The sequence below is a fragment of the Clavibacter sepedonicus genome (genome assembly GCF_000069225.1).
Lineage (GTDB): Bacteria > Actinomycetota > Actinomycetes > Actinomycetales > Microbacteriaceae > Clavibacter > Clavibacter sepedonicus.
Genome location: NC_010407.1, coordinates 558,737 through 578,468, shown reverse-complemented (window position 1 = coordinate 578,468; position 19,732 = coordinate 558,737). Strand labels below are relative to the sequence as shown.

Sequence of the window (19,732 nt, the reverse complement as noted above, 5' to 3'; positions counted from 1 at the left end):
CGCTAGCCGTCACGGGAACGGGTGCGGGACGGGGACGAGGTCGGCCGGCCCGTCGAGCGCGGGCCCGTCGCGCCACCGCCGGTAGAGGCGCGGATGCCCGAGGAACCGCGCCGTGTGCACCACGTCGAGCGCCACGAGGTCGGGGCTCAGCGCGCGCACCACGTGGAAGCCGGCCGCGCGCACCTCGGGCGCCGTGATGTCGGCGAGCAGCACCTCGATGCCCTCCCGGTCGAGCCCGGCGACGACCTCCGCCCAGCTGGCCGGGCCGCCGACGGCCGCGACCCGCTCGTCCGAGACGTCGAGCGCAGCCGTGAGGGGGCGGGCGGACGGGCGGCAGTGCAGCCGGATGTGGTCCTCGAACTCGACCACGTCGGCCGGGTCGATCGTCGGCTCCGCGAGCAGCCGCAGGCACCAGTTGTGCGTGTGCAGCGCCTCGCGGACAGCGTTGAGGATCGCGCGGTCGAGCCGGAAGTCGGCCGCGCAGCCCACGGCGACGCCGATGCGGTCGCTGCGCATGACCGCGAGCAGCACGGGCACGTCGGCCGCCGCGTCGAGCACGCGCACGGTGAACGACGCCTCGAACCGCCCGCACAGCTCCTCCAGGCGCTCGAGCTCGCGGAGCGTCGCGGCGGCGAGCCGGGGACTGCCGCGCCAGCCGAAGGCCGGGGGCGTGGATTCGCGCAACCACGTGCGCTGGAACGCGTCGCGCTCGATGAGCTCCAGCACGGCGCGGCCCGCGGCGAACCCGAAGTGCGGCCCCGCCGCGACGCCGGACGAGGTGGCCGGCTCGACGTGCGGCTCCCGGTGCCCGTCGGCCCGGTGCGGGTCGTCGAACACCACCATCTGCGCGGGCACGTGCACCGTGTCGCCCCGGTGCAGGGATCGCGCCGGCATCCAGGTGAGGAGGTCGCCCGGCCGGGCGCGCTCGAAGTGGAAGGCCGGATCCTCGCGCTGCGTCGGGTGGAAGCGCTGGAAGGCGTCCGGCCCCACCTGGCGGGCGTCCGCGCCGAGGGGCGCGCGGAAGCCGCCGGGTGCGCCCGCGAGCGACATGCGCTCCACGGCCTCGCCGATGCAGGAGCGCCGCGCCTCCATCCGGGATCCGCCCGGCCCCATGCTGAAGCGCTCGGACGCCGTGCCGGTGAGGAACCCCGTGTCCGCAGACCGGCCCGAGTAGAGGGCGTCCGGGATGGCGTCGGGCGTGAAGGCCATGGGATGCGCGTGCTCCACCAGCCCCGTATACGGGCTGACGACGCCCGCTACGCCGCGGCTCATGCGCGCCACGGCGAGACGACTCCCGCGTAGGGGCGGGGACCGCACGTGCCGCACCGGGCGACCCTGAACACGGCGTGCGCCTCCGCCTCCATGAGCTTGGGCTCGATCACGAGCACGGTGCTGGCGACGAGCCAATCGTGGGCGTGGATCCACCGAGCGGCGTAGCGCGCGGCGAACCCGGCCGTGATGGCGTCGAGGCTCGGGTCGCGCGGCACGACGGCGACCGCGTCGGCCGCCGCGGCGTGATCCGCGGCGAACGGCGTGGTCGACGCCCAGCGCAGCGCGACGCACTCGAGGCACGGCCCCTCCCCGGGCACGACCACCGGCCCGACGAGCTGGAACCGGCCGTCGAACGGGTACACCGGGAGCCACGGGCGCCCGGCGGCGTGCATGCGCGCCCCGACGTCCCGGAGGACGGGCCGGGAGGCGACCGCGATGACCAGGTCCGCGTCGTCCTCGTCGCCGAGCTCGGCGGAGGGGAGCGCCTCCGCGAGGCCCGTGAGGAGCGAGGGGATCATGTCGCCCACGAGCGCGACGCGGGCGGGCGAGGCGGGGTCGCGCACGGGGCCGAGCCCGGTGCGGTCGCCGCCGTTGCGCCGCGCCTCGTCGAGGACGTGCGCGAGCTCGTCGGGGACGGATCCCGCGGAGCCGTCCGGCGCCCCGACCACGACGTCGCGCAGCACGAGCTCGTCGACCAGGCGCGCCACGGCGGGGGCGTGCGCGGCGAACGCCCGGTCGAGGTCCGCGCGGGTGAAGGGACGGGAGAGGAGGCGCGACACCGCGGAGACGGCATCGCCCGAGGGCAGCTGCAGGGAGACCAGCTCACGACCGCCGAGGAGGTGGAGGGTGTCCTCCACCTCCCTGACGGCGTAGCGGGGACTCACCGAGTACGTGGTCGACGAATCCATGCGCGGGCGATCAGCGAGGCTGCTGCCGGCCGCCGCCGCCGCTCGACGAGCACGTCGTGCTGCAGCACAGGGTGACGTCGCCCATCACGAGCTCCTCCTCCGCGCCGCGGTGCGTGATGGTGAAGCCGAAGGCCTCCGCCAGCAGCGCGTCGGACGCGTCGTCGCCTCCGGCCGCGGGTGCGACCTCGGTCGCGGTGGTGCGCAGCGGAGCCGGGGCCCCCGATTCCATGAGCAGTGACATTGCCGTTCCTTCCTCTGGGTGGGTGGGACGACGCCTTTCTAACACGATCTTCCGCGCCCTGGGCGTATTCGCTTTCCCTGTTGACAACGGCTCGACAGGACGGGACCATCCGCTCGCGTCGAGGCGGCCCACGGCGGATCCGGCGCGTACCCTGGAACCCGTGACGGACGAGATGCTGGCCTTCCCCTGGGAGGACGACCTCGCCCCTGCCGCACCCGCGCCGCCTCCTCCCCCGCCGCACCTGACGCGCATCGTCGCCCACTCGTCGGACCGCGTCGCCTGGCTCCGGGCCCGCAGCTTCGGCATCACCGCGACCGACGTCGCGCGCCTCGCGACCGACGCCTCGCTCCAGGCCGTCGCGCTCGAGAAGCTCTACGGATCCGGCTTCGGCGGCAACCGCTACACCGACCACGGCCGCGAGCGCGAGCCGGAGATCGCCCGCTGGGTCGAGGCCGAGCACGGCATCGTCCCGAGCGCGCACCTGTTCCACGCGCCGGGCTAGCTGTACTCGGCCGTGACGTTGGTGACACTTCGGGGCGTGTGAAGAGGCCTCCTGGCTTGATGGAGCTGTTCAGTTCAACCATCGCCAGGAGGCCTCGATGTCCCACGGTAATGCTCGTCTGACGGTTCACGGGAGGGTTCTCCTCGTGCGGCGGGTGGTGGAGGATCGTCGGCCGGTCGCGCACGTCGCGCGGGAGCTGGGGGTGTCGCGGCAGTGCGCGCATCGATGGGTGAACCGGTTCCGTGCCGAGGGGCTGCGAGGGCTGACGGATCGGTCATCGCGGCCCCGGTCAGTACCGAGGCGAACGAGCCCGGAGCGGGAACGGGCCGTGCTGGAAGCGCGGGCCCAGTTGCGGGCGGGTCCTGCGCGGCTGGCGCCGGTGACAGGTGTTCCATCCCGTACGATCTCCCGCATCCTGCGCCGGCACGGGGCGCCGCCGTTGGCATGGTTGGACCCCGTCACCGGGGCCGTGATCCGGGCATCCCGGTCAACGGCGCACCGGTATGAGCACGAGCATCCGGGTGATCTGATCCACGTGGACGTGAAGAAGCTCGGGAGGATCCCGGACGGAGGCGGCTGGCGGGTCCACGGGCGCAGCGAGCAGGTCCGCGGCCGCGGGATCGGGTTCGATTACGTCCATGCCGCGGTCGATGACCACACCCGTCTCGCCTACGCGGAGATCCATCCCGATGAGAAAGGCGCGACCGCGGCCGGGTTCCTGACCCGCGCAGCGGCGTACTTCGCCGGGCGCGGGATCACCCGGATCGAGCGGGTCATCACGGACAACGCGTTCGCCTACCGGCACTCGACCGCGTTCAAGAACGCCGTCCAGGACCTGGGCGCGCGGCAGAAGTTCATCCGCCCGCACTGCCCCTGGCAGAACGGCAAGGTCGAGCGCTTCAACCGGACCCTCGCGACCGAGTGGGCCTACCGGCAACCCTTCACCAGCAACCAACACCGCGCCGACGCGCTTGACCCCTTCATCGAGCACTACAACACTGAACGAATCCACTCAAGCCACGGGCTCACGCCCGCGGCCCGAGTGTCACCAACGTCATGACCCAGTACAGCTAGCTCGCGGCGCCCGCCGCGCGATCGCCCACGAGCTCCACGGCGAGATCCGGATGGTCGACGAAGACGCCGTCGACGCCCGAGTCGAGGAGGCGCCCCCAGTGAGTGCGGAAGTCACCGTGGGCGGACCTCGCACCGGGACCGCGGAGGGGCTGGGGCAGGAACGCGTTCTCCGGACGCAGCGTCCAGGTGAAGACCGAGAGGCCGGCATCGTGAGCGCGTGGCACCAGGTCGGACACGGGGGCAGCCTCGCCGGCGGAACCGAAGCCGCCCGCGGGGCAGATGCGCTCGACGCCGACGCTGATCCCGTCCACCTCCTCGGCGAGCGCCGCGAGCCCCGCATCCGTCAGCTGCTCGTCGAACGTGATGGCGGAGTCGCCGTCGCGGGCGACCTCGTCGATCGCCGCGCCGCGTCCGTCGAGGAGGTACACCAGTCGCGCCGCGATGCCGTGAGCCCGGACGCCGAGGAGCGCGCTCCGCTCGAAGGACTCGATCGTGAGGCGCGACGCGTCCTCCGCCCAGCCGTGCTCGCGCAGGTCGCGGGCGAGGAGCTCGTCGAGCGGCATGCCGAGGGCGGCGAAGTGCGTGGCGTGCTTCATCTCCGCGACCATGCCGAGCGGCCGGCCGTGGCGCGCCGACTCCTGGTCGATGATCCGCAGCAGGTCGGGAAGGGACAGCACGGTCTCCTGGTCGTCGTGGGCTGCGCTGTCCGGCCGGGCCGCGGGGACCCGCTCCCGGCAGCGGAGCGTGCGGATCTCCGCCCACGTCATGTCCTCCGTGAACCAGCCGCTGCGCTCCACGCCGTCGACGACGCGGGTGGCCCGGCGGTCGGCGAACTCCGGGCGGTCGGCCACGTCGGTCGTGCCGGACAGCTCGTTCTCGTGCCGGATGACGAGCACGCCGTCGGACGAGGCGACGAGGTCGGGTTCGACCGCGTCCGCGCCCTGCGCGAAGCCGAGCCGCACGGCGGCGGCGGAGTGCTCGGGGCGGTAGCCGCTGGCTCCGCGATGGGCGATGACGAGGGGGCGAGTGCGAGGGGCGTGATCCACGCCGCGCACGCTACAGGCGTCGGGTGGACGGCGAGCGCGTACTCATCCGGGGAAATGCACGGCCCAGGCGAGTGGTCTCCCAGCCTGGCCAGCTAAATTGGCTGGCAATCACGTTCAACCACCACTGAGAGTAGAAGGACCATGGCCAACCCCACGTTCTCCAACAACCCGGTCTTCAACGGCCGGGGTGCGACGCCCACGAGGGATGTGACCCCGGAGAGCCTCGACGAGCTCTACAACCGCCCGTCGGCCACGCCGCTCGAGACCGACCGGATGACCTTCGAGGACACGACCGTCAAGACGGTCAGCCTGCTCGCGATCGTCGTCGTCCTCGGCGCCGTCGCGTGGCTCTCGGGCCCGCTCGCCCTCCCTCTCGCGATGCTCGGCGGCATCGGCGGCCTCGTCCTCGGCCTCGTCAACTCCTTCAAGAAGGAGCCGTCCGTCCCGCTCATCGTCGCGTACGCGGCGTTCGAGGGGCTCTTCGTGGGTGGCATCTCCCGCGTCTTCGACACCATGTACCCCGGTGTCGCGACGCAGGCGGTCCTCGGCACGGCGGCCGTCTTCGCGACGGTCCTCACTGCTGTTCCGCAGCGGCAAGATCCGCGCCTCCGCCAAGGCGACCAAGATCTTCATGATCGCGATGGTCGGCTACCTGGTGTTCTCGCTCGCCAACTTCGCGCTCACGGCCTTCGGGGTCTTCGACAGCCCGTTCGGCCTGCGCAGCGAGACCATCGCGGGCATCCCCCTCGGAGTCATCGTCGGCCTGTTCGTGGTGCTGCTGGCGTCGTACTCGCTGGTGCTCGACTTCGACTTCATCCAGCGCGGCGTCCGCGCCGGCGCCCCGCGCAAGTACGGCTGGACCGCGGCGTTCGGCCTCGTGGTCACCATCGTGTGGCTGTACGTCGAGCTGCTGCGCATCTTCGCGATCCTGCGCGGCAACAACTAGCACCACCGCAGGTCCCCGGCACAGCACCGCGGACCGGCAGCACGATGAAGGCCGCTCCCCGAGGGGAGCGGCCTTCGTCGTGTCAGCGCCGGGGCGCCGGCGGGAGGATCACTCCCATTCGATGGTGCCCGGCGGCTTCGACGTGACGTCGAGCACGACGCGGTTGACCCCGTCGACCTCGTTCGTGATGCGGTTCGAGATGCGCGCGAGCACGTCGTACGGCAGGCGGGTCCAGTCGGCGGTCATCGCGTCCTCGCTGGAGACGGGGCGCAGCACGATGGGGTGGCCGTAGGTGCGGCCGTCGCCCTGCACGCCGACCGAGCGGACATCGGCGAGGAGCACGACCGGGCACTGCCAGATCTCGTCGTCGAGGCCGGCCGCGGTGAGCTCGGCACGCGCGATGGCGTCGGCCTTGCGGAGCAGCTCGAGGCGCTCGGCCGTGACCTCGCCGACGATGCGGATCCCGAGGCCGGGACCGGGGAACGGCTGGCGGCCCACGATGGCCTCGGGCAGGCCGAGCTCGCGGCCGATGGCGCGCACCTCGTCCTTGAAGAGGGTGCGGAGCGGCTCGACGAGCTCGAACTTGAGGTCCTCCGGCAGACCGCCGACGTTGTGGTGGCTCTTGATGTTCGCGGTGCCCGTGCCGCCGCCCGACTCCACCACATCCGGGTAGAGCGTGCCCTGCACGAGGAAGCGGATCGGCTCGCCGTCGGCCTTCGCCTCGAGCACGAGCGCCTCGGCGGCGCCCTCGAAGCTGCGGATGAACTCGCGGCCGATGATCTTGCGCTTGGCCTCGGGATCCGTGACGCCCGCGAGGCCGTCGAGGAACTGGTCGGCCGCATCCACCGTGACGAGCCGCACGCCCGTGGCGGCCACGTAGTCCTCCTCGACCTGGCGGCGCTCGTCCTGGCGGAGGAGGCCGTGGTCGACGAAGACGCACGTGAGCTGGTCGCCGACCGCTCGGTGCACGATCGCGGCGGCGACAGCGGAGTCGACGCCGCCGGAGAGGCCGCAGATGACGCGGGCGTCACCGACCTGGGCGCGGATCCGCTCGACTTGCTCGGCGATGACGTTGCCGCTGTTCCAGTCGCCGGGGATGCCGGCGGCGCGGTGCAGGAAGTTCTCGAGCACGGCCTGGCCGTGCGCGGAATGCTTGACCTCGGGGTGCCACTGCACGCCGTAGAGGCGGCGCTCGTCGCTCGCGAACGCGGCGACGGGCGTGGACGCGCTGGAGGCGAGGATCTCGAAGCCCTCGGGCGCCTTCGACACGGAGTCGCCGTGGCTCATCCACACGGTCTGGTCGTCGGGCTGGCCGTCGAGCAGGGTGCTGCCGGGCGTGAGGGTGACCGCCGTGGATCCATACTCGCGCTGACCGGTGTGCGCGACCTCGCCGCCGAGCGCGCGGGCCATGACCTGGAAGCCGTAGCAGATGCCGAGCACGGGGACGCCGAGCTCGAGGATCCCCTCGTCGAGGCCGGGCGAGCCCTCCTCGTAGACGCTGGACGGACCGCCGCTGAGGACGATGCCCGACGGGTCCTTCGCCCGGATCTCCTCGGCCGTGATCGTGGACGGCACGATCTCCGAGTACACGTTGGCCTCGCGGACGCGGCGGGCGATCAGCTGCGCGTACTGGGCGCCGAAGTCGACGACGAGGACGGGGCGCTGGTTCGTGGGGTTGTCGACGCTCAAGTGGTGGCCTCCGTGGTGGTGGTCGGGTCGATGGGTCGGGGATCCGCGTCGTCGCGGTCGTCGGCGGCGGGTGCCGGGCGGCGCGGCGCCTCGAGCTTCGCGATGACCTCCCGCACCCGGCGGGCGATGCGCGCCTCGACGATGAAGGAGAGGAACGGCACGACGCCGCCCGCGGCGATGAGGATGAAGCGGGTGAACGACCAGCGCATCTTCTGCCAGAGCAGGAAGTCGCTGATGAGGTAGACGACGTAGATGTTGCCGTGGACGATCTGGATCAGGAGGCTCAGGTTCGTGCCGGTGAGCGTGTCCGCGGGCGACAGCGCGAGGAAGCCGGACGGGCCGTTCAGCTCGAGCTCGTAGCCGGCGCCGGCCAGGTACTGCAGAGATCCGTCGACGAACTGGAAGCCGGGCAGGTACTTGATGCCCATCTCCACGACGAGGAGGAGCAGGAACGCGCCGGTGATGAACGCCATGACGCGGTAGAAGCCGAGGACCCTCCGGATCTGCGGGACGTCGGAGCGCTTGAGTCCGTAGGCCATGCGTGGATCCTACCGGTCGGCGTCTGCGCGGATCCCGCGACCAGGAGCGCCGGCGGCGTCGTCGAGGCCGCCCTCGGGGAGCGGGTCGTCGTCGTCATCGTCGTCGTCGTCATCGCGGTATCCGGGCTGCTCGCGGGTCCACGTGTCGCGCACCGTGCGGTACCAGACCACGATCGCGAAGATCGCGAAGACCGCCCACTCCGCCGCGTAGAAGATGTTGAGCCAGTTGAGCTGCACGGCCTCGCTGGGCGGCGGCGAGTCGATCGCGGTAAGGCCGGCCACGGGCGTCGACGCGACGATAAAGCCGTTGTAGACGTCGCCCAGCTCGCCCGGCCAGAGGTTGATGAGCGCGGCCGTGCTGAGCCGGGTCATGCGCTCGGGGTCCTGGCCTTCGCCTGCGGGCTCGGGCTGCTCGCTCGGCAGGAAGCGGCCGACGATCTCCTGGACTCCCACGGGGGATCCGTCGCCCGCGTTCAGCTTCGCGGCGACGCCGGCTGCCTCCTCGTCGGTCGCGGCCCAGCCGAGCGCGACGGGGACGCTGTCCGGCAGCGCGTCGGGCGCGGGATCCGCGGAGCCGCCGTCGTCCGTGATCGACAGGTGACCGACCACCCAGGCCCCGGTGCGGCCGGCGTTGAGGCGGTCGGAGACGACGACGAAGTCGCCGGGGACCAGGGAGCCGGCGACGGTGACCATGTGCCCGGCGGACCGGTCGGTGACGTAGCCCTGCGGCTCGACCAGCGTGCCGAGCGGCAGCGCCGTCTCGGTGTCGCGCTCGATGACGACGCCCGACTCGACCGCGCGCGCCAGCTGCCACTGCCCGAGCGCGGCGAAGCCCGCCGCGATGACCAGGGCCAGCGCCAGCAGCGCGACAGAGCGGGGGCGGCGTGCGACCTGGCCGAGGCTGGGGCCGGGGGCGTCGCGGCCGCCCGGGCCGGATCCCGCGGGCTCGGCGTCGGGACGCGGCTCGGCGTGGGTGCGGGGGTCGGATGCGTGCGTCATCAGTAGTCGGGTTCCCGTTCGCGGGTGGGCGGTGTCCAGGTGTCGTGGTCGGACTGCTGGCCGGCCTGCTCGGCGCGGCGGCGGGCGGGCGCGGGACCCCGGCCGTCGGGGCCGTCCGCGTCCGCGTCGGCATCCGCGGCCCGCGGGGTGCCGGGCACGTCCTCGGTCTCGGGCCCGGTGCCGGGCGTGGTGCCGCGGGTCGCCGTGCCCGGCCGGGAGCCCGCCACCGCGAGTCCGTCGTCGAAGGCGTCGGCGGGCGCATGCGCCCCGCGCTCGGCCGCCTCGAACAGCGCGAGCGCCCCGGCCCGCTCCGCGTCGCGCTCGGCCTTCTCGGCCGCGCGCTTCGTGGCGGAGCGGTACCTCGTGGGCAGCACGGCCGTGCCGATGCGCACCGAGTTCGCGGCGAGGAGCGGCCCCATGATCGCCATCACCAGCACGTAGAGACCCGCGAAGGGCTGGATCCGCTCGTCGAGCCCCGCCGACAGCGACAGGGTCGCGAGGATGAGCGCGAACTCGCCGCGGTTCTGCAGGATGAAGGCCGTGTTGATGCCGGCCTGCGCGCCGTGCCCGTTGAGCCAGGCGACGAACTGCCCGGCGATGAGGTTGAGCACGACCGTCATGAGCACAGCGCCAAGCACCGGGACGACGACCGTGGGGAACTCGCCGGGATCCAGCGCGAGGCCGAAGTTCAGGAAGAAGAAGGCGCCGAACACGTCGCGCAGCGGGATGGCGATCTGCTCGATCCGGTTGCGCACGCGCGTGGCACCGAGCACGAGCCCGATGAGGAACGCCCCGATCGCGTCGGTGACGCCGAGCACCTCGCCGATGCCGCCGAAGAGGATCGCGAGGCCGAAGAACAGGACCGTGAACAGCTCGACGTCGCGGGTGCGCATGAAGCGCGACAGGAACGCCCCGCCCTTGCGCGCCACCGTGAACATCACGACGAGGAACGCGAACGACACCGCCAGCTGGCCCACCACCGCCCACGGCTCGGTCTGGCCGCTCAGCACGACGGACACGATGGCGAGGTAGACCGCGATGAAGATGTCCTCGACCACGGTGACGCCCAGGATCATGGGCGTCTCGTCGTTGGCGAGCCGGTTCAGCTCGATGAGCAGCTTGGTGACGATGGCGCTCGAGGAGGTCGCCGTCATCCCCGCGATGATGAGCGCCTCGCAGGTGCCCCAGCCGAGGGCGAACCCGAACGCGAAGCCGACGCCCATGTTGATGAGCACGTACGAGCCGCCCGAGATGATGAGCTTCCCGGCGTTGCCGAAGAACTCGTCCTGGTCGAACTCCAGCCCGAGGTTGAACAGCAGGAGGATCAGGCCGAAGACGGCGATCAGCTCGATGTCACCCGAGGCGAAGTCGAGGGGGAACCAGTCGACGTTCGGGCTCGCGAGGAGCCCGACGAGCATGTAGATGGGGATCGCGGGCAGGCCGATGCGCTTGCCGAGCTGGCCGAACGCGTAGGCGAGGACGAACAGCAGGCCGAGGACGATGAGGTCGAGGCCGTGGTGCACCCGCTACCCTCCGTCCGGCGCGGAGCCGGGCGCGGGGCGGTGCGGGAACTCACCCGTCCGGTAGAACGCGAAGGCCTTGGCGACCTTCTCGGGGGATCCGGCGACGACGAGCGTGTCACCCGGGTAGACGGTGAAGTCGTCCGACGGAGCGGGGTTGGCGGACTCGCCGCGGACGACCGCCACGACCGTGAGCCCGACGACGCCGCGCGAGGCGAGGTTGCCGAGCGCCTGGCCGGCGATGTGGTCGTCGTAGTCGACCGTGAACCAGTCGATGCTGAGGCCGGGGATCTGGTCGAGCTTGTCGAGCGACTCCGTGATGCGCGTGCCACCGAGCAGCTCGGCGAGCGTGTGCGCCTCGTCCTCGCTCAGGCGGAGCGACACCTTCTGCGTGTCGGGCCCGTCCTGCTCCTCGGAGAAGGTGATGAGGTCGCTGTGGCCGGAGCGGTGGGCGATGACGCCGACCTTGCCCCCGTCGTCGGTGATGAAGGTGTGCAGCACGCCGACACCCGGCAGCTTGACGCGACGGACCTCCGCCATGCGCGCACCTCCCTCTTCCTGTGGTTCACAACGCGGGCCGCGCCCCGCATGTTCCCTGTCCGCTCGGCGCGGCAGGGGCTCGGCCGGGTGGCCGGCGCGGACTACTTGCCGTACGGCGCGACGACGACCTCGACGCGCTGGAACTCCTTGAGGTCGGAGTAGCCGGTGGTGGCCATGGCGCGGCGCAGGGCACCCACCAGGTTGGCGCTGCCGTCGGCCGTGGTCGACGGGCCGTAGAGGATCTGCTCGAGCGGTGCGACCTGGTCGACGCGCACACGGTGGCCGCGGGGCAGCTCGGAGTGGTGCGCCTCGGCGCCCCAGTGGAAGCCCTGGCCGGGCGCGTCCGTGGCGCGGGCGAGCGTGGATCCGAGCATGACCGCGTCGGCGCCGACCGCGATGGCCTTGACGATGTCGCCCGAGCTGCCGAGGCCGCCGTCGGCGATGACGTGCACGTACCGGCCTCCGGACTCGTCCATGTAGTCGCGGCGGGCGCCGGCGACGTCGGAGAGCGCGGTGGCCATGGGCGCGTGGATCCCGAGGGTGGAGCGCGTCGTGGACGCCGCTCCCCCGCCGAACCCGACGAGCACGCCCGCCGCGCCCGTGCGCATGAGGTGCAGGGCGGCCGTATAGGTGGCCGCGCCGCCGACGATGACGGGCACGTCGAGCTCGTAGATGAACTTCTTGAGGTTGAGGGGAGCCGCGCCCTTGGACACGTGCTCGGCGGAGACGGTGGTGCCGCGGATGACGAAGAGGTCGACGCCGGCCGCCACCACGGTCTCGTAGTGGTCGGCGGTGCGCTGGGGCGACAGCGCCGCGGCCACCACGACGCCGGCCGCGCGGATCTCCGCGATGCGCGCCGTGATGAGCTCGGGCTTGATCGGCTCCGAGTAGATCTGCTGCATGCGGGCGGTCGCCGACTCGGGCGGCAGCGAGCGGATCTCCTCGAGCAGGCGCTCCGGGTGCTCGTACCGCGTCCAGAGGCCCTCGAGGTCGAGGACGCCGAGGCCGCCGAAGCGCCCCATGGCGATGGCCGTCGCCGGGGAGACCACGGAGTCCATGGGTGCCGCGAGGAACGGGATCTCGAACTGGTACGCGTCGATGGACCACGAGACCGACACGTCCTGCGGGTCGCGCGTGCGCCTCGACGGGACGATGGCGATGTCGTCGAACGCGTACACGCGGCGGGCGCGCTTGGCGCGGCCGATCTCTACATCACTCACCCGCACAGCCTAGCGGCGGGCTCCTGCGTGACCGGCCGCGCTCCGGATCCGCGAGCGCCCCGGCGACGGCCGACGCAGCGCGCCGCTCGGGCTCGAGACCCGCATGCAGGAGGAGCGCGCGCAGGCGCCCGGCGACCAGGACGTCCCGCTCGGTCGCCTCCACGACGCGCCACTCCGCGACCTCGTGTCCCTCCGCCGCACAGCACCCGGCGGCGATGCGCCCACCCGGGTGGACCCGGTGGATCCTGAGCCCGACCCGCTGCCGCGGCCAGGCCAGCGCGAGCCTCCCGTGACCCGGCACGAGCGGCCCGACGATGGGCCGCGCCAGCCCCGCCTCCCCCGCGACCCCGCGGGCGATCGACTCCACGGGGCCCGCGGCCGACCCGTCCGCGGCGTCGACCAGCAGCTCCGCGCGCCTGCTCCACGGGCCGGGCCCCCGCAGCTCCCGCTCGGCGTGGAGCTCCGCGCGCGTCGTGGCCGCGACGCGGGCGGGCGCGAGCGCGTCGTCGAGCGCGACCAGGCCGTGGGCGGACCACCCCGGCCCGCAGCCGGCGGCTCCGCGCACGGCGGCCACGGCCGCCTCGTGCGAGGCGGCGAGCGCGGTCGCCGCGAGCCCGGGCAACCGCACGCCGCCGACGCCTCGCACGAGCGACGAGCGCCCGTAGGAGGGATCCCGCACGATGCGCGTGCCCGCCCTGCGCCCCTGCGGGAGACCCGGCACGTCGAGCAGCGTCACCGCCTGCGGCCACGGCGTGACGCGCGGCAGGCCGTGCACGGCGGCGGCCGAGGCGCCGCCGACCACCACGGGCGCCGGGGACACCCGGGCGAGCGCGCGGATCCGCAGCAGGTGCCGCTCGCACGCCGTCACCGCCTCCCAGGCCGCGCGCTCCACATGGACCCCGGCCCGCACCCGCACGAGCTCGCCGCGGGCCTCCGCCCGGGCGACGGCCGCGGCCTCGGCGCGCTCCTCCTCACCCACGGCTTCCGTGGGCGACACGGGCAGGATCCCCGAGAGAATCAACGCCACCCCGGGTGGCCCGAGGGTCGCGGCCTCGAGCGGACGGACGGCGGGCGACGGCGGGGTCGGTTGCATGCGGGCAGTGTCGCGCCGCGAGCGGGCCGGGGACCCGCCCGGCAGCGACCCGCCGGGCACGCGGCCGGAGGCGGGTCCTGTGAGGGAGCCCCCGCACGCGCGAGGGGCCGGTGCGCACGGCACCGGTCCCTCGTCACCACCGCGCGGGATCCGCGCGGCTCACCTCATCAGCGCCGGTAGTTGGGCGCCTCGACCACCATCTGCACGTCGTGCGGGTGCGACTCCTTGAGCCCGGCCGCCGTGATCCGCACGAAGCGCCCGCGGTCCTTGAGCTCGCCGACCGTGCGGGCGCCGACGTAGAACATCGACTGCCGGAGGCCGCCGGTGAGCTGGTACACGACGTTCGCGAGGGATCCGCGGTAGGGGACCTGGCCCTCGATGCCCTCGGGGATGAGCTTGTCGTCGTTCGGCACGTCGGACTGGAAGTAGCGGTCCTTCGAGTACGAGGTCTTCGAGCCGCGGGTCTGCAGGGCGCCGAGCGAACCCATCCCCCGGTAGCTCTTGAACTGCTTGCCGCCGACGAACATGAGGTCGCCGGGGCTCTCGTCGCAGCCCGCGAGCAGGCTGCCGAGCATGACGGTGTCGGCGCCGGCGACGAGCGCCTTCGCGATGTCGCCCGAGTACTGCAGGCCGCCGTCGGCGATGACGGGGATGCCCGCGGCGCGCGCGGCGAGCGACGCCTCGTAGACCGCGGTGACCTGGGGGACGCCGACGCCCGCGACGACGCGCGTGGTGCAGATCGACCCGGGGCCGACACCCACCTTGATCGCGTCCGCTCCCGCCTCGATGAGCGCCTGCGCGCCCGAGCGGGTGGCGACGTTGCCGCCGATCACATCGACGTGCGACGTGGCCGGGTCGGACTTCAGGCGGCGGATGATGTCGAGCACGCCCTTGCTGTCGCCGTTGGCCGTGTCGACCACGAGCACGTCGACGCCGGCCTCGACCAGCGCGAGCGCGCGCTGCCACGCGTCGCCGAAGAACCCGATGGCCGCGCCGACGCGGAGGCGCCCCTCGGCGTCCTTCGTCGCGTCCGGGTACTGCTCCGACTTGTCGAAGTCCTTGACCGTGATGAGGCCGCGCAGCTTGCCCTGGTCGTCGACCAGCGGGAGCTTCTCGATCTTGTGCTCCGCGAAGATCGCGATGGCGTGGTCGGGGTCGATGCCGACCTGGCCCGTGATGAGCGGGGTGGGGGTCATCACGTCGCGCACGAGCGTCGTGGCAGCCTGCACGGGCGAGACGAAGCGCATGTCGCGGTTCGTGATGATGCCAACGAGCGTGCCGTCGGACTCGACGACCGGGAGGCCGGAGACGCAGAACTGGCCGCAGAGCGCGTCCACCTCGGCGACCGTGGCGTCGGGGCGCGTGGTGACCGGGTTCGTGATCATGCCCGACTCGCTGCGCTTCACCTTGTCGACGAAGGCGGCCTGGTCCTCGATGGAGAGGTTGCGGTGGATGACCCCGAGCCCGCCCTGACGCGCCATCGCGATGGCCATGCGCGCCTCGGTGACGGTGTCCATCGCGGAGGAGAGGAGAGGAGCGGCGACGGTGATGTTGCGCGTGAGGCGGGACGTGGTGTCCGCCTCGCTCGGGATCACGTCGGTGTGCCCCGGCAGGAGCATCACGTCGTCGTAGGTGAGGCCGATGACGCCGAACGGGTCGGACTGGTCCAATTTCCCTCCAGGGGGATGTGAGGCGGATGGGGCACCCGGGGGACCGCGTCGGCAACCGGTGTACCGATGTTAACGGTGCGCACCCACCCGCATTCCCCACATATCACGTCTCCACGCCGCACACGCCCGAAACATCCAGGACATAATCAGCACGTACTGTCAACCAACGTCGTCCTGACGGTAGTCGCGGTGCCTGTGCGGATGTACCCGTCGCACGGCTCCCCCTATGGAGGTCTAGTGATAGCGACTGGTTCGGCCGGAGCACGCGCGCAGCGCATGTGGGCCCTGATTCTCGCGGTGGCGTTCGCCTGCACCGCACTTCTCCTCTCGTCCCCGTCGGCGGCGCACGCGGATCCACGCGCCGCGCCCCAGGCGGTCGACCCGGCGTCCGCCGAGCAGTCGCTGCTCGTGTGGGTCCGGGCGGACGCCGACAATGCGGGCATCGCCGGTGTCACGGTGAAGGTCTCGGGCGGCGGCGTCGAGGCCACCGGCACGACCGGCGCGGACGGCAAGGCCGAGGTCGGCCTCAGCGCGCCGGGCTCCTTCACGGTCGAGGTCGACGAGTCCACCATCCCCGAGGGCGCCGGGGTGCCCCGGGCGGGCTCCAGCCCCCGCGAGATCGACGTCGCCGCAGGCAACAAGAACGTCCCGGCCTTCTTCTTCATCGCCCCGGACGGCGCGGCCAGCGGTGCGGCGGGTTCCACGCCCGCGCCGAGCGCCAGCGACGACGCGGGCACATCCACCGGCGGCGAGACCGCCGCGCCGGACACCGAGACGGGCGCCGTCAGCGGCACCGCGGAGCCCGTGACCGAGAACAACTTCTGGAAGATCTTCTGGCCCAAGGTCGTGACGGGCCTGATCTTCGGCCTGCTGCTCGCGCTCGCCGCGATCGGCCTCTCCCTCATCTACGGCACCACGGGCCTCAACAACTTCGCGCACGGCGAGCTCGTCACCTTCGGCGCGCTCATGGCCTACCTCTTCAGCAACGTGCTCGGCCTCAACCCGGTGCTCGCGATCATCATCACGGTCGTCCTCGGCGGGGCCTTCGGGTTCGTGCAGGACGCGGCGATCTGGAAGCCCCTGCGGCGGAGGCGGCTCGGGCTCGTGCCGCTGATGATCGTCACCATCGGCCTGTCGCTCGCCCTGCGCTACACCTTCCAGTTCATCTTCGGCGCCGACCGGTTGACGCTCCCGAACAGCTCGGCGCCGTTCCTCGTCGTCGGGCCCGTCAGCCTCAAGTTCACCGACGTGGTCGGCGCGATCGTCTCGATCGTGCTGCTCGTCGCCGTCGCGTACGTGCTGCTCTACACGAAGATCGGCAAGGCCACCCGCGCCGTCTCCGACAACCGCTCGCTCGCGGCCGCGTCGGGCATCGACGTGGAGGGCGTGATCCGCGTGGTCTGGATCGGCGGGGCCGCGCTGGCCGCGCTGTCCGGCGTCTTCATCGCCTACTACCAGTCGCTGCGCTGGGACACGGGCGCGTCCATCCTGCTGCTCGTCTTCTCGGCCGTCGTCCTCGGCGGACTCGGCACGGCGTTCGGCGCGCTCATCGGCTCGATCGTGATCGGCGTCTTCATCAACGTCAGCACCATGGTCCTGCCCGAGAACATGAAGTACGTGGCCGCTCTCGTGGTCATGATCGTCATCCTGCTCGTCAGGCCCCAGGGCATCCTGGGTCGGAAAGATCGGATCGGTTAGCCGCGCATGAACTCCAACTTCATCTTCCTGGCGCTCGGCGAGATCTTCTCGCCGACCACCGCGGCGTACGCGCTCGCGACCGTCGGCCTCGTGATCCACTTCGGCTTCACGGGCCTGCTGAACTTCGGCCAGGCCGGCTTCATGGCTATCGGCGGATACGCGTTCGCCATCACGGCGGTCATGTACGAATGGCCCGTCTGGGCGTCGCTGCTGGCGGCGATCGTCGCCTCCACCGTGTTCGCGCTGATCCTCGGCATCCCGACCCTGCGCTTGCGGGCCGACTACCTGAGCATCGTGACCATCGCCGCGGCCGAGATCATCCGGTTGAGCGTCAAGACACCCGAGTTCTCGTCGGTCACCGGCGGCTCGGAGGGCATCAACGGCGCGGCAAACGGCTTCAACGCGCTGAACCCGCTGCCCGAGGGCCGCTTCGGCGCCGGCGTCCTCACCTACTCCTCCGACCAGTGGTGGATCCGCATCGTCGGCTGGGGCCTCGTCGGCATCGCCTGCCTGCTGGTGTTCCTCCTCATGCGCAGCCCCTGGGGCCGCGTGCTGAAGGGCGTGCGCGAGGACGAGGACGCGGTCCGCGCGCTCGGCAAGAACGTCTACTCCTACAAGATGCAGGCGCTCGTGCTCGGCGGCGTGTTCGGCGGGCTGGCGGGCGTGGTCTTCATCCTCCCCAGGTCGCTGCAGCCGGACAACTACGGCACGCAGCTCACCTTCTTCCTCTACACGATCATGCTGCTGGGCGGTGCGGCCACGATCTTCGGGCCGGTCATCGGCTCGATCATCTTCTGGGTCACGCTGTCGCTCTCGGACGGCCTGCTCAGCCTCGCCGTGACCAACGAATGGCTGCCGCTCTCGAGCACGCAGCAGGGCCCGATCCGCTTCATCATCGTGGGCGTCGCGCTCATGCTGCTCGTGATCTTCCGACCACAGGGCATCTTCGGGAAGAAGAAGGAGACGCACTTTGCCTGACAAGACCCCGGTGGCATCCATCCTCGACGGCGACGCCGGGCCGGGATGCGCCAAGAAGGACCCCATCATCGTCGCGCACGGCGTCAGCCGGCAGTTCGGCGGCCTCAAGGCGGTCGACGTCGACCACCTCGAGATCCCGCGCGGCTCCATCACGGCCCTCATCGGCCCGAACGGCGCCGGCAAGACCACGTTCTTCAACCTGCTGACCGGCTTCGACAAGCCCAACACCGGCACGTGGGAGTTCTCGGGGAAGGACCTCGCCGGCATGAGCGCCTACCGCGTCGCCCGGCTCGGCATGGTGCGCACCTTCCAGCTCACCAAGGCACTCGGCGGCATGACCGTGCTGGAGAACATGCGCCTCGGTGCCACCGGCCAGGGCGGTGAGAGCTTCTTCTCCGCCCTGATCCGCCCCCTCTGGCGCAAGAAGGAGGAGGAGATCACGGAGCGCGCCCGCGGGCTCCTGCGGAAGTTCAAGCTCGACACCAAGGAGGAGGACTACGCGGACAGCCTCTCCGGCGGTCAGCGCAAGCTCCTCGAGATGGCGCGCGCGCTCATGACGAAGCCCGACCTCGTGATGCTCGACGAGCCCATGGCCGGCGTCAACCCGGCGCTCACGCAGTCGCTGCTCCACCACATCCTCGACCTCAAGACCGAGGGCATGACCGTGCTGTTCGTCGAGCACGACATGCACATGGTCAACGAGATCGCCGACTGGGTGGTCGTCATGGCCGAGGGCCGCATCGTCGCCGAGGGCCCGCCCTCGACCGTGATGAGCGACCCGGCCGTCATCGACGCCTACCTCGGCGCCCACCACGACACCGACCTCGGCACCCTCACGGGCCAGCGCGAGGTGGCGAAGGACATGGAGTCCGACCTCGTCAAGGACGAGATCGAGAAGGAAGCGGCAGACAAGTGACGATCGAGCGGGTCCTCCAGACCACCGACCTCCACGCGGGCTATCTGCCCGGGGTCAACATCCTCAACGGGTGCAACGTGCACGTCGACAAGGGCGAGCTGGTCGGCATCATCGGCCCGAACGGCGCCGGCAAGTCCACGCTGCTGAAGGCGATCTTCGGGCAGGTGAACGTGCGCGGCGGCAGCATCGAGCTGAACGGCCAGGACATCACGGGCCTCAAGGCCGACAAGCTCGTCACGCGCGGGGTCGGCATGGTGCCGCAGAACAACAACGTGTTCCCCACGCTCACGATCGACGAGAACCTGCAGATGGGCGCCTACCAGAAGCCCAAGATGTACAAGGAGCGGCTGGCGTTCGTCACCGACCTGTTCCCGGAGCTCGGCAAGCGGCTGAAGCAGCGCGCCGGATCCCTCTCGGGCGGCGAGCGGCAGATGGTCGCCATGTCGCGCGCGCTCATGATGGACCCGACGGTGCTGCTCCTCGACGAGCCGTCCGCCGGCCTCTCCCCCGTGCGCCAGGACGAGACGTTCATCAACGTCGCGCAGATCAACCGCGCGGGCGTCTCCGTCATGATCGTGGAGCAGAACGCCCGCCGCGCCCTGCAGATCTGCGACCGCGGCTACGTGCTCGACCAGGGCAAGGACGCGTACGAGGGCCGCGGGCGCGAGCTCATGAACGACCCGAAGGTCATCGAGCTGTACCTCGGCACGCTCGCGGCCGACCAGGAGAAGGCCAAGGCGGCACCCCAGCCCTGATCCCGGCTCACGCACGACACGACGCGGCATCCCCCGGGGTGCCGCGTCGTCGTGTCCGGGGTGCATGCGACGGCATCGGCACCCGGGACGCCGAAGGGCCCGGTCCATGCGGACCGGGCCCTCAGC

General features: G+C 71.8%; 17 protein-coding genes and 2 pseudogenes. 7 read left to right on the top strand and 12 right to left on the bottom strand.

What is annotated here, in order from left to right; translation table 11 throughout:
- Nucleotides 1-9: 9 nt before the first annotated feature.
- Genes CMS_RS02720 through CMS_RS02710 form a run of 3 tightly spaced genes read right to left on the bottom strand, consistent with a single transcriptional unit; the run spans nt 10 to nt 2,421 of the window.
- Nucleotides 10-1,272: a YcaO-like family protein gene (locus CMS_RS02720; protein WP_012297987.1), complete on the bottom strand. Its 1,263-nt coding sequence runs from the start codon at nt 1,270-1,272 to the stop codon at nt 10-12.
- Entirely contained in the window at nt 1,269-2,180 is a 912-nt protein-coding gene (locus CMS_RS02715; protein WP_012297986.1) for a TOMM precursor leader peptide-binding protein, read from the bottom strand. Before CMS_RS02715 ends, CMS_RS02720 begins: the two co-directional genes overlap by 4 nt.
- Nucleotides 2,181-2,190: 10 nt before the next feature.
- Nucleotides 2,191-2,421 carry a hypothetical protein gene (locus CMS_RS02710; protein WP_041464335.1) on the bottom strand — a complete coding sequence of 77 codons (231 nt, stop codon included), beginning with the start codon at nt 2,419-2,421 and terminating at the stop codon, nt 2,191-2,193.
- Nucleotides 2,422-2,593: 172 nt separating this feature from the next.
- Between CMS_RS02710 and CMS_RS02705 the strand changes: the two are divergent.
- Nucleotides 2,594-2,914 (top strand): annotated as a pseudogene (locus CMS_RS02705) (YqaJ viral recombinase family protein); the annotation flags it as partial.
- 106 nt (nt 2,915-3,020) lie between these two features.
- Nucleotides 3,021-3,983 (top strand): IS481-like element IS1121 family transposase, encoded by a 963-nt coding sequence (locus CMS_RS16460; protein ID WP_012296866.1) that lies wholly within the window; start codon nt 3,021-3,023, stop codon nt 3,981-3,983.
- A 10-nt stretch (nt 3,984-3,993) separates the two neighbouring features.
- Here CMS_RS16460 and CMS_RS02695 read toward each other — a convergent pair whose 3' ends face one another.
- On the bottom strand, nt 3,994-5,052 hold the full coding sequence (locus CMS_RS02695; RefSeq protein ID WP_012297984.1) for a glycerophosphodiester phosphodiesterase family protein: 1,059 nt from the start codon (nt 5,050-5,052) through the stop codon (nt 3,994-3,996).
- A 132-nt stretch (nt 5,053-5,184) separates the two neighbouring features.
- Between CMS_RS02695 and CMS_RS02690 the strand changes: the two are divergent.
- A pseudogene (locus tag CMS_RS02690) lies at nt 5,185-5,989 on the top strand (Bax inhibitor-1/YccA family protein).
- 108 nt (nt 5,990-6,097) lie between these two features.
- On the opposite strand, the gene guaA reads toward CMS_RS02690, so the two are convergent.
- From guaA to guaB, 8 genes are all read right to left on the bottom strand, one after another.
- Nucleotides 6,098-7,678 (bottom strand): glutamine-hydrolyzing GMP synthase, encoded by a 1,581-nt coding sequence (gene guaA, locus CMS_RS02685; protein ID WP_012297983.1) that lies wholly within the window; start codon nt 7,676-7,678, stop codon nt 6,098-6,100.
- On the bottom strand, nt 7,675-8,217 hold the full coding sequence (locus CMS_RS02680) for a DUF3817 domain-containing protein (protein WP_012297982.1): 543 nt from the start codon (nt 8,215-8,217) through the stop codon (nt 7,675-7,677). The genes guaA and CMS_RS02680 overlap by 4 nt, the downstream gene beginning before the upstream one ends.
- A 9-nt stretch (nt 8,218-8,226) precedes the next feature.
- Nucleotides 8,227-9,216, bottom strand: a complete 990-nt coding sequence (locus CMS_RS02675) for an SURF1 family cytochrome oxidase biogenesis protein (protein ID WP_012297981.1) — start codon at nt 9,214-9,216, stop codon at nt 8,227-8,229.
- Nucleotides 9,216-10,739 (bottom strand): cation:proton antiporter, encoded by a 1,524-nt coding sequence (locus tag CMS_RS02670; protein ID WP_012297980.1) that lies wholly within the window; start codon nt 10,737-10,739, stop codon nt 9,216-9,218. Before CMS_RS02670 ends, CMS_RS02675 begins: the two co-directional genes overlap by 1 nt.
- Nucleotides 10,740-10,742: 3 nt before the next feature.
- Nucleotides 10,743-11,276 (bottom strand): cation:proton antiporter regulatory subunit, encoded by a 534-nt coding sequence (locus CMS_RS02665; protein ID WP_012039247.1) that lies wholly within the window; start codon nt 11,274-11,276, stop codon nt 10,743-10,745.
- 101 nt (nt 11,277-11,377) lie between these two features.
- Nucleotides 11,378-12,496: a GuaB3 family IMP dehydrogenase-related protein gene (locus CMS_RS02660; RefSeq protein ID WP_012297979.1), complete on the bottom strand. Its 1,119-nt coding sequence runs from the start codon at nt 12,494-12,496 to the stop codon at nt 11,378-11,380.
- Entirely contained in the window at nt 12,489-13,589 is a 1,101-nt protein-coding gene (locus CMS_RS02655) for a hypothetical protein (RefSeq protein ID WP_012297978.1), read from the bottom strand. The genes CMS_RS02660 and CMS_RS02655 overlap by 8 nt, the downstream gene beginning before the upstream one ends.
- Before the next feature lie 167 nt (nt 13,590-13,756).
- Nucleotides 13,757-15,259, bottom strand: a complete 1,503-nt coding sequence (gene guaB / locus CMS_RS02650; RefSeq protein WP_012297977.1) for an IMP dehydrogenase — start codon at nt 15,257-15,259, stop codon at nt 13,757-13,759.
- 276 nt (nt 15,260-15,535) lie between these two features.
- Between guaB and CMS_RS02645 the strand changes: the two genes are divergently transcribed.
- The 4 genes from CMS_RS02645 to CMS_RS02630 are packed head-to-tail and all read left to right on the top strand — an operon-like array spanning nt 15,536 to nt 19,606.
- Nucleotides 15,536-16,957, top strand: a complete 1,422-nt coding sequence (locus CMS_RS02645; protein ID WP_041464334.1) for a branched-chain amino acid ABC transporter permease — start codon at nt 15,536-15,538, stop codon at nt 16,955-16,957.
- 6 nt (nt 16,958-16,963) lie between these two features.
- Nucleotides 16,964-17,935 carry a branched-chain amino acid ABC transporter permease gene (locus CMS_RS02640; protein WP_012297975.1) on the top strand — a complete coding sequence of 324 codons (972 nt, stop codon included), beginning with the start codon at nt 16,964-16,966 and terminating at the stop codon, nt 17,933-17,935.
- Nucleotides 17,928-18,851, top strand: coding sequence for an ABC transporter ATP-binding protein (locus tag CMS_RS02635; protein ID WP_012297974.1), 924 nt, complete (start codon nt 17,928-17,930; stop codon nt 18,849-18,851). Before CMS_RS02640 ends, CMS_RS02635 begins: the two co-directional genes overlap by 8 nt.
- On the top strand, nt 18,848-19,606 hold the full coding sequence (locus CMS_RS02630; protein WP_041464333.1) for an ABC transporter ATP-binding protein: 759 nt from the start codon (nt 18,848-18,850) through the stop codon (nt 19,604-19,606). The genes CMS_RS02635 and CMS_RS02630 overlap by 4 nt, the downstream gene beginning before the upstream one ends.
- The last annotated feature ends 126 nt before the right edge of the window (nt 19,607-19,732 follow it).

Bases quoted from the DNA above. Each gene is read 5' to 3' on its own strand.
- CMS_RS02720 (WP_012297987.1), bottom strand. From the start codon at position 1,272: ATGAGCCGCGGCGTAGCGGGCGTCGTCAGCCCGTATACGGGGCTGGTG.
- CMS_RS02715 (WP_012297986.1), bottom strand. From the start codon at position 2,180: ATGGATTCGTCGACCACGTACTCGGTGAGTCCCCGCTACGCCGTCAGG.
- CMS_RS02710 (WP_041464335.1), bottom strand. From the start codon at position 2,421: ATGTCACTGCTCATGGAATCGGGGGCCCCGGCTCCGCTGCGCACCACC.
- CMS_RS16460 (WP_012296866.1), top strand. From the start codon at position 3,021: ATGTCCCACGGTAATGCTCGTCTGACGGTTCACGGGAGGGTTCTCCTC.
- CMS_RS02680 (WP_012297982.1), bottom strand. From the start codon at position 8,217: ATGGCCTACGGACTCAAGCGCTCCGACGTCCCGCAGATCCGGAGGGTC.
- CMS_RS02675 (WP_012297981.1), bottom strand. From the start codon at position 9,216: ATGACGCACGCATCCGACCCCCGCACCCACGCCGAGCCGCGTCCCGAC.
- CMS_RS02665 (WP_012039247.1), bottom strand. From the start codon at position 11,276: ATGGCGGAGGTCCGTCGCGTCAAGCTGCCGGGTGTCGGCGTGCTGCAC.
- CMS_RS02655 (WP_012297978.1), bottom strand. From the start codon at position 13,589: ATGCAACCGACCCCGCCGTCGCCCGCCGTCCGTCCGCTCGAGGCCGCG.
- CMS_RS02645 (WP_041464334.1), top strand. From the start codon at position 15,536: ATGTGGGCCCTGATTCTCGCGGTGGCGTTCGCCTGCACCGCACTTCTC.
- CMS_RS02640 (WP_012297975.1), top strand. From the start codon at position 16,964: ATGAACTCCAACTTCATCTTCCTGGCGCTCGGCGAGATCTTCTCGCCG.